This is a genomic window from Plantibacter sp. VKM Ac-2880 (assembly GCF_015351235.1).
Lineage (GTDB): Bacteria > Actinomycetota > Actinomycetes > Actinomycetales > Microbacteriaceae > Plantibacter.
The window spans coordinates 1,152,813-1,167,327 of sequence record NZ_JADKSJ010000002.1 but is presented as its reverse complement, the minus strand read 5'-3'; the positions used below and the strand labels follow the sequence as shown (position 1 = coordinate 1,167,327).

The 14,515-nt window shown below is 70.6% G+C and carries 14 protein-coding genes; 4 read left to right on the top strand and 10 right to left on the bottom strand.

Annotated elements, in window-relative coordinates:
• Positions 1–51: 51 nt before the first annotated feature.
• Positions 52–783 carry an RNase H family protein gene (locus ITJ57_RS17545; RefSeq protein WP_194671279.1) on the top strand — a complete coding sequence of 244 codons (732 nt, stop codon included), beginning with the start codon at positions 52–54 and terminating at the stop codon, positions 781–783.
• Between the two features lie 78 nt (positions 784–861).
• Here the strand turns inward: ITJ57_RS17545 and ITJ57_RS17540 are convergent, their stop codons facing one another.
• Complete coding sequence (locus ITJ57_RS17540; RefSeq protein WP_194671278.1) at positions 862–1,572, bottom strand: endonuclease/exonuclease/phosphatase family protein; 711 nt, start codon at positions 1,570–1,572, stop codon at positions 862–864.
• A 102-nt stretch (positions 1,573–1,674) separates the two neighbouring features.
• Positions 1,675–3,909 (bottom strand): UvrD-helicase domain-containing protein, encoded by a 2,235-nt coding sequence (locus ITJ57_RS17535; protein ID WP_194671277.1) that lies wholly within the window; start codon positions 3,907–3,909, stop codon positions 1,675–1,677.
• Positions 3,910–4,087: 178 nt separating this feature from the next.
• On the opposite strand from ITJ57_RS17535, the gene ITJ57_RS17530 reads away from it, so the two are divergent.
• Entirely contained in the window at positions 4,088–4,582 is a 495-nt protein-coding gene (locus ITJ57_RS17530; RefSeq protein WP_194671276.1) for a DUF4190 domain-containing protein, read from the top strand.
• Between the two features lie 26 nt (positions 4,583–4,608).
• Here the strand turns inward: ITJ57_RS17530 and ITJ57_RS17525 are convergent, their stop codons facing one another.
• Positions 4,609–5,499 carry a metal-dependent hydrolase gene (locus ITJ57_RS17525; RefSeq protein WP_194671275.1) on the bottom strand — a complete coding sequence of 297 codons (891 nt, stop codon included), beginning with the start codon at positions 5,497–5,499 and terminating at the stop codon, positions 4,609–4,611.
• Between the two features lie 126 nt (positions 5,500–5,625).
• Here ITJ57_RS17525 and ITJ57_RS17520 point away from each other — a divergent pair, with 126 nt between their 5' ends.
• Entirely contained in the window at positions 5,626–5,991 is a 366-nt protein-coding gene (locus ITJ57_RS17520; RefSeq protein ID WP_194671274.1) for a hypothetical protein, read from the top strand.
• Positions 5,992–6,122: 131 nt separating this feature from the next.
• Here the strand turns inward: ITJ57_RS17520 and ITJ57_RS17515 are convergent, their stop codons facing one another.
• The 7 genes from ITJ57_RS17515 to ITJ57_RS17485 form a co-directional block, all read right to left on the bottom strand.
• On the bottom strand, positions 6,123–7,151 hold the full coding sequence (locus ITJ57_RS17515; RefSeq protein ID WP_194671273.1) for a YdcF family protein: 1,029 nt from the start codon (positions 7,149–7,151) through the stop codon (positions 6,123–6,125).
• Positions 7,152–7,212: 61 nt separating this feature from the next.
• Entirely contained in the window at positions 7,213–8,793 is a 1,581-nt protein-coding gene (locus ITJ57_RS17510; RefSeq protein WP_194671272.1) for a Na+/H+ antiporter, read from the bottom strand.
• 143 nt (positions 8,794–8,936) lie between these two features.
• Complete coding sequence (locus ITJ57_RS17505; protein ID WP_194671271.1) at positions 8,937–9,107, bottom strand: hypothetical protein; 171 nt, start codon at positions 9,105–9,107, stop codon at positions 8,937–8,939.
• 579 nt (positions 9,108–9,686) lie between these two features.
• Positions 9,687–10,526 carry a class II fructose-bisphosphate aldolase gene (locus ITJ57_RS17500; RefSeq protein WP_194671270.1) on the bottom strand — a complete coding sequence of 280 codons (840 nt, stop codon included), beginning with the start codon at positions 10,524–10,526 and terminating at the stop codon, positions 9,687–9,689.
• The gene (locus ITJ57_RS17495) at positions 10,523–11,536 is read right to left on the bottom strand and encodes a 1-phosphofructokinase family hexose kinase (protein WP_194671269.1); all 1,014 of its coding nucleotides are present in this window, start codon (positions 11,534–11,536) and stop codon (positions 10,523–10,525) included. The genes ITJ57_RS17500 and ITJ57_RS17495 overlap by 4 nt, the downstream gene beginning before the upstream one ends.
• Positions 11,533–12,411: an ROK family protein gene (locus ITJ57_RS17490; RefSeq protein WP_194671268.1), complete on the bottom strand. Its 879-nt coding sequence runs from the start codon at positions 12,409–12,411 to the stop codon at positions 11,533–11,535. The genes ITJ57_RS17495 and ITJ57_RS17490 overlap by 4 nt, the downstream gene beginning before the upstream one ends.
• Positions 12,408–13,292, bottom strand: coding sequence for an SIS domain-containing protein (locus ITJ57_RS17485; protein ID WP_194671267.1), 885 nt, complete (start codon positions 13,290–13,292; stop codon positions 12,408–12,410). The genes ITJ57_RS17490 and ITJ57_RS17485 overlap by 4 nt, the downstream gene beginning before the upstream one ends.
• A gap of 176 nt (positions 13,293–13,468) precedes the next feature.
• Here ITJ57_RS17485 and ITJ57_RS17480 point away from each other — a divergent pair, with 176 nt between their 5' ends.
• The gene (locus tag ITJ57_RS17480) at positions 13,469–14,257 is read left to right on the top strand and encodes a DeoR/GlpR family DNA-binding transcription regulator (protein WP_056010991.1); all 789 of its coding nucleotides are present in this window, start codon (positions 13,469–13,471) and stop codon (positions 14,255–14,257) included.
• Positions 14,258–14,515: the final 258 nt, after the last annotated feature.

Here is a 14,515-nt window from a genome sequence, read left to right as displayed (position 1 = left end):
GGCCGTCGGTGGTGCGTCGATACGATGGAGGGCACTCATCGAAAGGCGCTCATGACGATCACCGCTGCCGCAGACGGCTCCGCCCTCGGCAACCCCGGACCCGCAGGCTGGGCCTGGTATGTCGACGACGACTGCTGGGCGGCCGGCGGATGGCCGCACGGCACGAACAACATGGGCGAGCTGCGCGCCGTCCTCGAACTGTTCCGGGCGACGGAGCACGTCGACGACGACCTCCACATCCTCTGCGACAGCAAGTACGTCATCGACTCGATCACGAAGTGGATGCCGGGCTGGAAGAAGAAGGGTTGGAAGAAGGGTGACGGCAAGCCGGTCATGAACCTCGAGCTCATGCAGGAGATCGACGCCGCCATCGCCGGCCGGCGGTACCGGTTCGAGTGGGTCAAGGGACACGTCGGTCACCGGCTCAACGAGGCCGCCGACATCCGTGCCCGGACCGCCGCCGAGGCCTACCAGCGCAAGACGACCGTCCCAGAAGGGCCAGGGTGGACCCATGGCGGCTCGGCTGAGGCACCGAGCGAGACCGCGTCTGAGCCTGAGCGAGCCGAACCCGCAGCGGTGACGCCGACCGTGGTCGAGGTCGACGAGCCGCGGACGGCACCGGTGTTCGACGCCGAGGACGACGGTGCACTGTTCTCGCTCGACGTCGAACCGACGTGGCACACGCTGACCCTGGAGGTCACCGCCGACGAGCACGAGCGTCTCGTGCGCCGCGCCCGCGAGGCCGGCACGAGCGTCGAGGACCTGCTCCGCAGCCTGATCTGATCACCCGGTGCGCCGTTCGTTCGCCCATTCTTGGGCGAGGGGACACCCGTTCGCCCAAGAATGGGCGAACGAATCAGGTCAGCGGGCGGCGGACTCCGGCGCGCCGTCGTCCTCGGGCACGGCGAAGCCGTAGCTCGCGTCGACGAGGATCGGCAGGTGGTCGGAGATCCCGCGACGCAGCGTCTGCACCCGGTCGATCTTCAGGCCGACGGACGTCGCGAAGTCGAAGTGCCCGCGGAACATCTTGTAGCGCGTGTAGGTGCTGCGGTCGCTCAGGCTGAGGTCGTAGCCGCTCTCCTGCATCTTCGTGCCGAGCCCCTTCTGGAAGAGGGGGTAGTTGTAGTCGCCGACCATGAGCGTCGGGACGTCGCCCATGGCGTGCAGCTGCTCGTGCGCCGCCTTGATCTGGTGGCGCCGCAGCGAGTTGAGCGCGGTGAGGGGCGCGGCGTGGAAGGAGGCGACGATGAGTTCGCGGCCGGCCTCGACATCGGTGAGGCGCGTGCCGATGAGCCGCTCGTGCGCGGGCGCCAGCACCATGTCGTGGAGCGACTTCTTCAACGCGAAGGTCTGCGTCGACTCGGCGGTGAACCGGTCGCGGCGGTAGTAGATCGCGAGGCCCAGCCGGTTGCGGTGGGTGCTGTCCGCGAGGTGCAGGCTACCGAGCTCGGCCGGGAGCTGCAGGGTGTCCGCCTCCTGCAACGCGAGGACGTCCGGCCTGAACTCTTCGGTGAGTGCGACGAGTTCGCCGCTGGCCTTGTTCTTGCGGAGGTTGTAGCTGATGACCTTCATCCCAGCCTCACATTCTGTTGGCAGAGCTCAAGACTACGGTCCTCACCGCCGTCGGACGCTCTGGACGGGCCCGGACGACGGTGCGTCGCCGGACGAGGGCGGTCAGGAGGGGGTGTCGACGACCGTGAGTCGTTGGGTGGCGCGGGTGAGCGCGACGTAGCGCAGCGACAACGCCGACCGACCCGAGCCGCCCAACTGCTCCGGCTGGACGAGGACGACGCTGTCGAACTCGAGCCCCTTGCTCTCGCGAGCGGTCCCGCTCCACACCCGGCTGCGGTCGGCTCCCGCGTCGGCGAGCAGTGCGTCGATGTCCGCCACCAGCGGGCGGGGGGCGATGACGCCCGCGATCCCGACGTGCGCGGTGATCGCGTCGACCGCTGCCTGCACGGCCGTCGCTGCGAGCTCGTCGGGGCTGACGGTGAGCTGCACGGGCTCCTCCTCGCCGCGACGGATCGACACGGGGGCGGGGGACTCCGGGTCGAGTTCGAGGCGGACCGGGTCGGCGAGCTCCATGATCTGCTCGGGCGTCCGGTAGTTGACCGTGAGGAGCTCCTGCGTCCACCGGGGGAGCTGCGGACCGAGCAGCTCCTGCCAGCTGGAACGCGTGGCCGAGGTGCTCTGCTGGTTGATGTCGCCGACGAGCGTCATGGACCGGTTCGGTCCGCGACGCAGGATCGCGCGCAGGAGCATCGGGGTCAGTTCCTGCGCCTCGTCGATGATGACGTGGCCGTAGACCCAGGTGCGGTCGGAGGCCGCGCGCTCCGCCGGGCTCCGGTCGTCCTCGATGGTCTGCCGGTCGGCGAGGTCCTGCGCGGAACGCAGGTAGTCGTCGTCTTGGGCCTCGTCGTCGATGCTGATGTCGCCGATCATCTCGAGCACGCTGCGCGCGTACTCCACGTCGTGGCGGCGCTCGTAGGCGGCTCGACGCTGGCGTTCCAGCTCGGGCCGCTGGTCTTCCCCGATGAGTTCGGCCGCCTCGTCGACGAGGGCGATGTCGCCGGGGGTGAGGCGGTCGGCCCAGGCGGTCTCGCCTGTGGTGTCGGGGTCGGCGGGCGCACGGAGCAGGAGCCGACGCTCCTCGTCCGTGTGGTCCGGCGTCACGCGAGCCAGCAGCTCGGCATCGGTGAGGAGACGGTCGACGACCTCGGCCGGGTCGAGGATCGGCCACATCGTGTCGAGCAGCTCCTCGACCTCGGGCTCCTCGCTCAGCTCCTGTCGGCGTTCGTCGGCGTCCTCGCCCGTGCGGGGCTCGAAGCCGTCGCGCTTCGCCTCGAGGCCGATGAGGTGCGTCAGGACGGCCCGGTCGAATCGCAGCTTCGCCTCGTTGTGCGGCGTGCCGGAGCGTTCGATCCCGGCCTTGATCCGGCGGAGGACCCCCGGAGTCACCCGCAGCGGTCCGTCGCCGGCGATGCGGATGGTCACCGCTTCGTCGAGCGGCACCTGTCGTTCGCGGACGGCGCGGGCGACCACATCGGCCATGCGCAGCTGGCCCTTGAGCTCCGCGACGTCGAGCGAGTCCTCGGCGTGTGCGTCGAGGCCGGGGACGAGCGTGGCCGGCGTGACGAGCACGACGGCCGTCTCACCGAGCGAGGGCAGCACCCGGCTGATGTAGTCGAGGAAGGTCGAGTTCGGCCCGACGATGAGCACGACGCTCCGCATGAGGCGCTCGCGGTGCTCGTAGAGGAGGTAGGCGGCGCGGTGGAGGGCGACAGCGGTCTTGCCCGTACCCGGCCCGCCCTGCACGAGGAGGGTCCCGGGCAGGGGTGCGCGGATGATCGCGTCCTGCTCCGCCTGGATGGTGTCGACGATGTCGGCCATGTGCTTGGTCCGTGCGCGACCGAGGGCGGCGAGCAACGCGCCGGACTCGCCGATGCCGCTCGGCTCGTCCTCGCTGAGCAGCGTGGTGTCGAGGACTTCGTCGTGCACCTCGGTGACGCGGCGACCGGCCGTCCCGATGCGCCGGCGGAGGCGCAGCCCCTCGGGACGCAGGGGCGTCGCGGTGTAGAACGGTCGCGAGGCCGGGGCGCGCCAGTCGAGCAGCAGCTGGTCACCGCTCTCCGGGTCGCGCAGGCCGATGCGTCCGATGTGGTGACGTTCCTCGGTCTCGCGTTCGAGCAGGCCGAACAGCAGACCGTAGCTGGACGACCGCAGCTCGACCATCCGCTGACGGTGATGGGCGACCAGGGCGTCGCGTTCCGAGAAGCTGGAGTCGTCGTCGCCGTCGAAGGCCCGGAGGGCGAGCTCGGAGCGCCGTTCCTCGAGGTCGGACTGCGTCCGGATCACGTCGTGCAGCCGATCGAGGTGGTCCTGTTCCTCGGCGATCGCGTCGTTCTGCACGGTGCTCCTTCTGGGTGTGGCGCGGTCCGTGTTCCGGGTTCCCTGCGAGGACCGCACGAATACGGTAGTCGCTTTCCAGCGCCTCGCCGTCCCTGGAGGCGAAGCTCCCAGAGAGCTGACGGGTGCACCCTGACGCGGGATCGGACCGCGCGCGCGGCTGATCGGTAGGCTGGCGGGCATGAGCGCACCGGACGGATGGAAGCCGCAACCCCCTGCACCGCACGAGGCGTACCCGCAGCAGCCCGCTCCGCCACAATCCGGCGCCGTGCAGCCGTACGTCCAGCCGTACCCGGTGCAGCCGTACGCCCAGCAGTACCCGGTGCAGCAGTACCCGGTGCAGCCGTACGCGCAGCAGCCGTATGCGCAGCCGATGTATCCGGCTCCCTACCCCTACCCGCAGTCACCGCCGCGTGGCCTGAGCATCTCCAGCATGGTGATCGGCCTGGTCTCGCTGTTCTTCGGGTTCACCTTCGTGCTCCCCGTCGTCGGGTTCGTGCTCGGACTCATGGCGCTCAAGCGGGAGCCGACCGGTCGGGCCATGGCGATCACGGGTGTCGTCCTCAACGGACTGTTCCTCCTCGGGTGGGCGGCGCTCGTCGTGCTCTGGGTGTTCGTCATCGGTGGCCTGCTCGCCGGTGTCGGCGGCGCTGCCTCGACCGGCATCAGCGCGTAGCGGGACCGCTCCGGTCGGCGGCGCGGTCAGCCGGCGGGGACGACCGTGCTGACCATCGAGAGCACCACGGCGCCGTCGACCTCTTCGCGTTCGAGCCAGACCGCGATGCTCGAGAACTCGGTGAGCGAGGCGGCGTGCGTCCCGCCGCACGCGAGGACCGCAGGCCCGCCCGGCAGCTCGCAGTGCCACCGTCGGCGATCCGTGAGCCCGTCGCCGTCGCGGTCGATCCGGACCGTCGCACCGCTGTCCAGCCAGCCGTCGAGGGTCTCGCGGATGCGTGAGCCGAGCGCCTCGAGATCGTCCAGGGCGGCCGGGTCGAAGCCCTTCCGCCGGAGGGACTTGCCGATGCGGTAGCGGTCTGTCGACGCGTGCGGCGCGATCCTGGAGGACTCGCAGGCGAGCGCGTCGAAGTCCGGTGCGCCCAGGGTGTCGAGGGGGACCTCCTTCCGCCAGGCGTCGGCGAGCGCAGTGTTCAAGGCGAGGGAGGCGAGGTGGCAGCCGGTGTGTCCGGCCGACAAGGCGTGACGGGTGGCGGCATCGACCTCGACGCGTGCCGTCGCGCCCTCCACCGCCGCGGCTGCAGCATCGCCGGCCACCAGGTGCACGACGAGGAAGGCCCAGCCCTCCGTGCCCTTCTTCACGGGGACGGCGTCGCCGAGGTACAGCTCGGTGCCGTCCGTCGCGCCCACCACGCAGTCGAGCACCGCGACCTCCCTGACGTCGTCGCCGTCGCCGAACCGGATGGTCGCCTGGTCGGCGGGCTGGTCGGGCCACGCGGCGTCCACGGGGTGGCAGGCCGTCTCGTCGAGCACGACGGCGAGGCGGTCGCCCACGGGTTCGACGTGCAGCACCGTGCCGGTCGAGACGAGGGCTCCTGCCGGGTAGGTGACGCGCGTGTCCGAGGTGGGAAGGGTCATGCCTCCACGCTAGCGCGAGCATCTCCGATGCCCGGGGTCCACTGTCAACCCCGGGAAACCGTTGAGGGTCCCCACGTAGAGTCACGGGACACGGGGCGCGACGCGCTCCGCGGAGAGGAGTGCATCATGACGGATCAGCAGGACCAGCGTTCAGACGACGACCTCGCGACCGGTGAGGCCGGAGCCGACCAGGAGGCTTGGGAGGGCGCCGACATCGACACGGCGGAGCTCGTGAGCTCAGACCAGACGACCGCCGGCTCGGGCTCGGACGGCTCGAGCCAGACCGTCGACGGCACGGGCTCCGAGGATGCCGCTCCCGCCGAGGAGCAGGCGACCGAAGAGGCCGTCGAGACCCCGGAACCGTCGACCGAACTCGACGAGCCGCTGGGCGACGCCGACGCCGACGGTTCGACCGATCACCAGCCCGACTCGGGGCCGGCCTCCGAGGTCACCGATGACGCGCGTGAGGTCTACGACACCGCTCCCGACTGAGCGATCACCGGAACGACGCCCGACGGGCCGTCCTCGTGCGACTGCACGACGGAGGCCCGTCGTGTCGTGTCGGGAGCTCGTCGCGGGCGTCCGGTACTGCGTGAGCGGGCGCTCCCCGCAGGGGTCTCCGCTCAGATCGGGAGCAGCGACCAGACGACGGCGAGTGCGACGAGGCCGGCGACCCCGGCGATCGCCAGCGCGTTGAGCATGCGGTGCTCCACCATGATCGCGATGTACTCGCGCAGGAATGCACTCGGTACGTAGTACGCGGCCGTCGGCGACCCGATCACCTGCGCGTCGCTGCCGGTGGAGCGCGCCAGGAGGGCGGCCCGGAGCACGTGGTAGTTGTTCGTGACGACCAGGGTGTCACCGGTCCGGCCGCTCGACTCCTGCAGTTCGCGCGAGCGGAGCAGGTTCTCACGGGTGCTCGTCGACTCGGTCTCGGGGAGCACGTCCGTCGGCTCGGCGCCGTTCGCGATGAGGTACTCCGCCATGGCGACACCCTCGGGCCTCGGCTCGTCGTCCCCCTGACCCCCGGAGGGGATCAGCAGTGGTCGGCGCGTGCCCGGACGCGCTGAGCGGTGGATGCGGAGCGCGAGGTCCAGACGGCTGCGCAGCAGCGGCGGGACCTGTCCGTCGATCAGGCCCGAGCCGAGGATGACGACCACGTCGGGCACGACGGTGTGTCGGAAACGGCTGTAGACCAGCGAGTACACGCCGAACGCCGCGAAGGTCGCCGCCGCGTACAGACAGGCGAAGCCGAGGAGGACCCCCACCGCGACGAGGAGGATCGCTGCCCAGGACGGCAGGGGACTCAGATCGAGTCCGAGGACGAGCAGGACGGCGAGCACCGGGAGGACGAGGATCGCGACGCCGGCGAAGAGGGAGAGCAGGTTGCCGAGACTCCGTCCCTCGAGTCGGATCATGGTGATGCCGTTCCCGACGAGGAGCACGGCGAGGACGCCCACCAGCACGACCGCCCCGAACGTGGCCAGCAGGACGGTGAACGGAATCGTGCGGGCGGCCTCCGTGAGGAGGGCGCCCAGTGCGCAGGCGATGGCCGCGACGAGGAAGACCCCGTTGCGCAATCGGCGTGCGTCGCGCCGTCGACTCGCGAGGTAGAGCACGGCGAAGACGACGGCCGGGAGCAACAGGATCATGTCCTCATCCTGCCCGAGCGCCGGTCGGGACCCGACCCCCGGTGTCCGATCGCGTCGACCGCTACGATCGCGGTGGTTTCGGCGTCATCGCCTTGAGGGTCGCCTCCTCGGCGTCGATGGCCGCCAGGACTGCGGCGACGGCCGGTTCCTGGTAGCGGCCCTCCGCGCGCGCGGCGAGCAGCGCCTCCCGTTCGGCGGCGATCATCTGTCGTCGGAGGCGGGCGAACGCGATGGTGCGGAGTTCCGAGCCGTCTCCGGTGTACTGCTCGAGCGCGTTGGCCACGAAGCTCGCGTTGGTCCGCAGGCGGGTGAGGACCTGTTCCTCGTCGTCCTCCGTGGTCAGCTCGTCGAGGCGCGACAGACCGGCCGTCTGGACTTCCGCCATGAGCATCAGCTGCTCGACGCGCTCCTGGCTGTGGTTGGGCGGCGGGAGGTGGAGCGCCCGGATGATCGCCGGTAGCGCGAGTCCCGAGAGGAGGGTGCCGACGACCACGACGAACGCCAGGAACTGCAGGAACTCGCGGGACGGGGTGTCCTCCGGCAGCAGGAACACGGCGGCGAGGGTGACGACGCCGCGCACCCCGGCAGCGGAGACGGCGATCCCGTTGCCCCACGACCAGCTCCGCTCACGCAGTCGTCTCGGCCCGAGGCGGTAGATCGCCGTGACCGTCATCTCCCACACGAAGCGGGAGACGATGAGCGCCGCGAGCACCCCGACACTGATGAACACGGTCGGCCAGAGGCCCGGCCCGGTCTGGATCGCGCCCTCGAGGATCCCCGCCAGGTTGAGGCCGATGAAGAGGAAGACGGCGTTCTCGAGCAGGAACTGGATGGTGCGCCAGTTGAGCGACTCGGCGATGCGTGCTTCGGCCGACTGCACGATGGGCGCCCGGTAGCCGAGGAGCAGACCTGCCGAGACGACGGCGAGCACGCCGGAACCGTGGATCGCCTGGGCCAGGAGGAACGCGAGGAACGGGGTGATCAGCGACAGACAGGTGTCGAGCACTGGGGCACGCAGGCGTCGGCGGACCTGCGAGAGGACCCAGCCGACGGCGAGCCCCACGCCGACACCGGCGACGACCTCGATGACGAACTCACCGGCGATCATCACCGGGTTGACGACGCTCGTGATCGCCAGGATCGAGGCGTTGAGCGCGACGAGCGCGGTGGCGTCGTTCAGCAGGCTCTCGCCCTCGAGGATGGTGAGCACCCGTCGGGGGAGTCCGAGACGGCCGGCGATCGCGCTCACGGCGACGGCGTCGGTCGGGGCGATGACCGCCGCGAACGCGAAGGCGGCGGCCAGGGTGATCGAGGGGATCAGCAGCCAGCTCGCGAACCCGACCGAGACGACGGTGAAGGCGACGGCGCCGACGGAGAGCAGGATGATGCCGTCGTTGCGGGCTCGGATGTCGATGAACGAGATGCGGATCGCGGAGGCGAACAGGAGCGGCGGCAGCAGGCCGTAGAGGATGAGGTCCGGTTCGATCTCGACGGTCGGGACGGCGGGGATGAACGACGCGACGCCGCCGACGAGCACCAGGGCGATCGGGGCGGAGACGCCGGCTCGGCCGGACAGACCCGACACCGTGACGGTGACGACGACGAACACGACGATCCACGAGATGAGGGCGACCGGATCCATGTGGGGATTCTCCCACCTGGTGGCCCGTCAGGACCCGTCCGATCGTCCGGACTCGTGCCGGTGTCGGCAGCACTGCCGGGGACACGACGACGCCCCCGCACGGTCAAGCCGGGCGGGGGCGTCGGGTGAAGCGGCGCGGCGGCTCAGCCGCGACGGTTCGAGGCGCTGCTCGAGGTGCGCGACTTGGAGCCGGTCTCAGGCGTGCGGAGGCCGAAGCGGTAGGTGAGCTTGTCGGTCGAGTGACCGCGGCCGTGGACGCCGGTGCTCGAGGAACGGTTGGAGGACGCGGGGGTCCGAGTCTGGGTGATGGACATGGTGGATCTCGATTCTGATGTTGCGGATGATGGATGAGCCGGATCCAGAAGGGGAATGCGACGACGATCGCGGCTGGTCGCATGGATGAAGCGACGAGACCGTCCGGAGTGCAGCTGGGCCGTCATGCGGCCGTGCTGGTCGGCTGGGGCCGTCCGGTGGATCGTTGTTCGCCGTTCTGGGAAGCGGCAGTTGGTGTAGATGTCGGGAGCATCGGCGGATCCGTGGAGGTGTGGACTCTGCACACGGAAGCCGGTTGTGACATCGGCACTCAAGGAAGGACAATACGGCTTGAAGCTGTGAAAGAGCTGCGAGCGTGGATTCCGGGAGGGTGCCGGTGTCGATGCCCGAGCCCGGACTCGGGCATCGACAGGCGACCGACGGTGTCGCAGAGCTTCGGGTCACCGAACCTAGGGGAAGGGGTGACCCTATCTCCCGCGCGCTCGAAAGGGTATCGAGCTCGGGAGGCCGGAGGGTGATCGCGGGGGGTCGACCAGTTACCGGCGGGCCGTTGGAAGAACTCCAACAGCAGATATATTAACAGCTCAGCAGCGCACTGTGCTGTGCGTTCGCTGGGAGCCTCAGTCGGACGCGAGGAGACGCAGGATCCGAGCAGTCTCGGCGGCCACTGCGGAGCGTCCGGCTCGGACATAGGTGCGCGGGTCGACGAGATCCGGCCGCTCGTCGAGGACGCCTCGGACGGCCCGCGTGAAGAGACCGTTCAGATGTGTGGACAGGTTGATCTTCGTCATCCCGGACCGCACGGCGGCACGAAGCTCGTCGTCGGGGAGGCCGGACGAGCCGTGCAGGACGAGCGGCACGGAGACCGACTCGCGGAGTCGACGGATGAGGTCGTGGTCGACGGCCGCCTCTCGGCTCGTCATGGCGTGCGACGTCCCGACGGCCACCGCGAGGGCGTCGACGCCGGTCGCGGCCACGAACGCGGTCGCCTCGGCCGGGACCGTGCGGGCACCGGGCGCGTGTACGCCGTCCTTCCCGCCGACCTCTCCGAGCTCGGCCTCGACGGCGACGCCACGCTCGTGGCAGAAGTCGACCATCTCCTTGGTGGCCCGCACGTTGTCCTCGTAGGGGAGGGTCGAGGCGTCGAACATGACGCTGTCGACGCCGAGCTCGACTCCTTCGCGAATGAGCTGCGCCGACTCGACGTGGTCGAGGTGGACGAGGACCGGCACGGTCGCCGCCCGCGCGATCGCCAGCGAGGCGAGGGTGATGGGGGCGAGGGAGCCGTGGTACCGCACGCAGTTCTCGCTGATCTGCAGGATGACCGGCAGCCCCGCTTCCTCGGCTCCGGCGACGATGGCCTCGGCGTGCTCGAGCAGCACGACGTTGCACGCCGCGATCCCCGCGTTCGACGTCGATGCGTGGCCGAGGAGGGTGGTGAAGTCGATGGCGGTGGTCATGGGGTCACTCCCGGATGGTCTGAGGCGGATTCGGACGGTGTGGTGGACGACGGTGTCGGCACCGCGGACGGTCCGGTGGTGGAACGGGTGGGTGGGGCGAGGAAGCTGCGGAACGCGTCGAGGTCGATCGAACCGGCGACGGGCTCCAGCACGGCCGCTGCTCCGGCGGCGGCGGCGGTCCGGAGTGCCTCGGGGAGGGTGTCCCCGGCGCGGAGTGCTGCGACGAGTCCGGCGGTCGCGGCATCACCGGCTCCGGTCGGATTGCCGCTCACGCCGGGGACGGCCGGCACCTCATGCTCGGCCGTCGCGTCGCCGGCGGTGAGGCCGTCGGCGCCGCGCGAGATGACCACGGTGCCGGCGCCGAGCGCCAGGAGCGCCGCGCGCGCATCGGAGAGACTGGAGGTACCGGTCGCTTCGACTGACTCCTCGAGGTTGGGCTTGAGGATCGTCGCGCCCGCTCTCGCCGCGGCGAGCAGTGCCGGCCCGCTGACGTCGACGACGACGGGGACTCCCGCATCCACACCCACCCGCACGATCGACTCGACGACGGTGTCGGGGGTGTTCGGCGGTAGGGAGCCGGACAGGACGAGCATGCTCGCACCCTGGACCGCGTGCGCGAGTTCGGTCGTCACCGCGGCCCACTCCTCGAGCGTCACCGCCGGCCCGGCTTCCGCGAACAGCGTGGGGTGATGCTGGCCGTCGACCACTGCGACCGTCGAACGCGTCTCACCGGCGAGTTCGACGACGCGGGTGGGGAGGCCGTCCGTCTCGAGGGCGGTCCGGAGCCACGAGCCGGACGGGCCACCGAGGGGGAGCACCTGCACGGTGGGGACGCCCAGCGCGCCGAGCACCCGAGCGACGTTGACGCCCTTCCCGCCGGCGCGTCGGACGACGGAGAGCACGCGCTGCGTGACGCCGATCTCCTGCTGAGTGACCTCGTACGTGATGTCCACGGCGGGGTTCGGCGTCACGACGACGACCTGACCGCCTTCGCGGCTCAGCGCCGTCATCGTGCCGACACCAGGCGTCGGGCGAGGATCCCCGCGCCGACCGTCGCCGCCTCGTCGCCATGACGGGCGGGAAGGACGGCAGGCACGCGGACGATCGCGAGGCGTTCCCGCAGGGCGTGTTCGAGCGGGTCGAAGAGGGCTGCGCCGGCGAGGGCGAGTCCGCCGCCGACCACGATGGCGGCGGGTGCTGCGACGACGGTGATGCCCGCCAGCGCCTCCGCGAGCGCCTCGACGGCGTCGTTCCAGATCGCGACGGCCGGAGCCTCGCCACGAGCGGCCGCATCCGCGACGGTCTTGGCGTCACGGGCACCCGCGCGTCGCGCGATACCGCCGGCCGATGCGAGCTCCTCGACGCGGAGTCCGCGGTGCGGTCCGTCCTGGATCACGCGCTGCCCGATCTCGCCCGCCCAGCCGCCGCCGGCGAAGGGGGCGCCGCCGATGACGAGTGCCGAGGCCAGGCCGGTGCCGACGGGGACGAACGCGATGGTGCCGTCGATCCCGGCCGCGGCCCCGGACACCGCTTCGGCGAGGGCGCCGGCGCGGACGTCCTGACCGAATGCGAGCGGGACGTCGAGCGACGGGCGGAGCAGCTCCGGGAAGGCGAGGTCGCGCCAGCCCAGGTTGACGGCGTGGATGCAGACGCCCTGTTCCTCGTCGACCACGCCGGGGACGACCACGCCGAGCGCGACCGGCGGCGAGACGGCGCGCGCCGCGTCCACCAAGCGGAGGACGACGTCCCTCGTCCGGCTGCCGGACGGGTCGTCGACCGGGGTCGCCTCGCGCCAGCGTCCGAGGATGGTGCCGTCGGCCGCCGTCAGTGCGGCCTTGACGCCCGTCCCACCGACGTCGACTCCGAGGACCGCTCCGGCGGTCACGGTGTCAGGATGACGGAGCGTGTGAGCGAACGGGGGCGGTCGGCGTCGAGGCCTCGGGCCTCCGCCAGGGCGATCGCGAACCGCTGGGCGACCACGAGTCCTGCGATGGGGTCGAGGTCGTGCTGGACGAACGTCGCGCCGGTGGCCGCGACGTCGTCGGGCAGGCCGGCGGGGGTGGGGCCGAGCGACCAGACGAGCCGGCCGGGCTGCGCGATGGCGATGGGGCCGTGGCGGTAGTCCATCGCCGGGTAGGACTCCGCCCAGAACTGGGCCGCCTCGCGTGTCTTGAGGGCGGCCTCGTAGGTGAGGCCGACCGCGTGCCCGAGCCCGATGAACGACACCTGGTCTGCCGAGAGGTAGTCGTCGATCGGGATCGTCAGGGCCTGTTCGGCCTCGATGGCGAGGGCCTCGACGTCGTGACCGAGCGAGCCGCGGAGGAGCGCGAGCGTCGTCGTCGCGAAGCGGGTCTGCACGACCGAGCGTTCGTCGGCGAAGGGGAGCGCGACCACGTGGGCCGCCGGGACGGTCGCCGGGGAGTCGTCGACGGCCGTGATGAGGACCGTGGTCACCGACTCGCCCACCGCCTCGAGCAGCTGCACGATCTCCGTCGTCGTGCCGGAGCGCGAGATGGCGACGATGCGGTCGTAGTCGCGTACGCCGGGGAACTCGGAACCGGCGAACGCGTCGGTGATGCCGAACCCGGCCTGCTCGCGGAGCACGGCGTAGCTCATCGCGATGAACCAGCTGGTGCCACACCCGACGACCGCGACGCGCTCGCCCGGCTGCGGCAGCACGGGGGAGGTCTCCGGGATGAGGGCGGCTGCGGTGCGCCAGGATGCGGGCTGCGACGCCAATTCGGCGGCGACGAAGGTGTCGGGCATGAAGTGCCTTTCGCGTGGAGGGACGCGATCGCGACGGGGCGATGCGTTGGAAGTAACCATACCGGATCGAATCTGATCGATACCAGAGCAAATCATCAGAATCGATCACACAGGTGCTCGCCGAGCGCCCATATGATGGTCACAGTACGCCCGACTCGATCCGGAATGCAGGACAGATGACGCAGCAACAGCGACTCAACGCCCTGCTCGAGCTCGTGAGCGAACGCGGCAACGTGACGATCGCCGAGATCGGTGAAGCGCTCGGCATCTCCGCCGCGACCGCGAGACGCGACCTCACGGCACTCGCCGAGCAGCGCCTCGTCACCAGGACCCACGGCGGCGCCGCGGCGCTCGGCACCGGCTACGAGCTGCCGCTGCAGTACAAGATCGCGCGGCAGGCCGACGCGAAGCGGGCCATCGCGAAGGCGGCGGCCACCCTCATCAACGTGGGCGACGCCGTGGGACTGAACGGTGGCACCACGACGAGCGAGGTCGCGCGGGTGATCGGTCGGAGCGAGCACCTCGTCCGTTCCGACGGCGACGCGTCCGTCACGATCGTCACGAACGCGCTGAACATCGCCTACGAGCTCTCCGTCCGGTCGCACGTGAAGATCGTCGTCACGGGTGGTGTCGCCCGTCGGCAATCGTATGAACTCGTGGGCTCGCTCGTCGCCGGTGCGCTCGCGGAGATCGCCCTGGACGTGGCGATCCTCGGCGTCGACGGACTGAGCGCGCAGTTCGGCGCCACCACCCTGCACGAGGGCGAGGCCGCGGTCAGCCAGGAGTTCGTGAAGGTGGCGAAGCGGGTCATCGTCGTGGCCGACAGCACCAAGATGACGAAGGCGACCTTCGCCCGCATCTGCCCGCTCGACCGCATCGACGTGCTCGTCACCGATGCGGCGGTGGATCCGGCCCTGGCCGAGGCACTCGCCACGGCCGGCGTCGAACTCATCATCGCCGACTGACCGCGGGCGGTCTGCCCGTTCCCGGATCCCGCGGCTTCCCGGGCCCCTCCGGTCGCCGAGCCTCCTTCCGACCACCGAGCGATCCCCTCCTGGTCACTGAGCCTGTCGAAGTGCGACCCCGCTCCACATGTTTCGGCGCGGTAAAACCTCTGCACCGCATCCGCCGAGCCCCTTGCGTGATCGCTGTGATCGCCTATTGTCATTTCATGATCGTTTTGGCATCATATGAATCAACTTCACGCAAGGAAGCGGATGTGA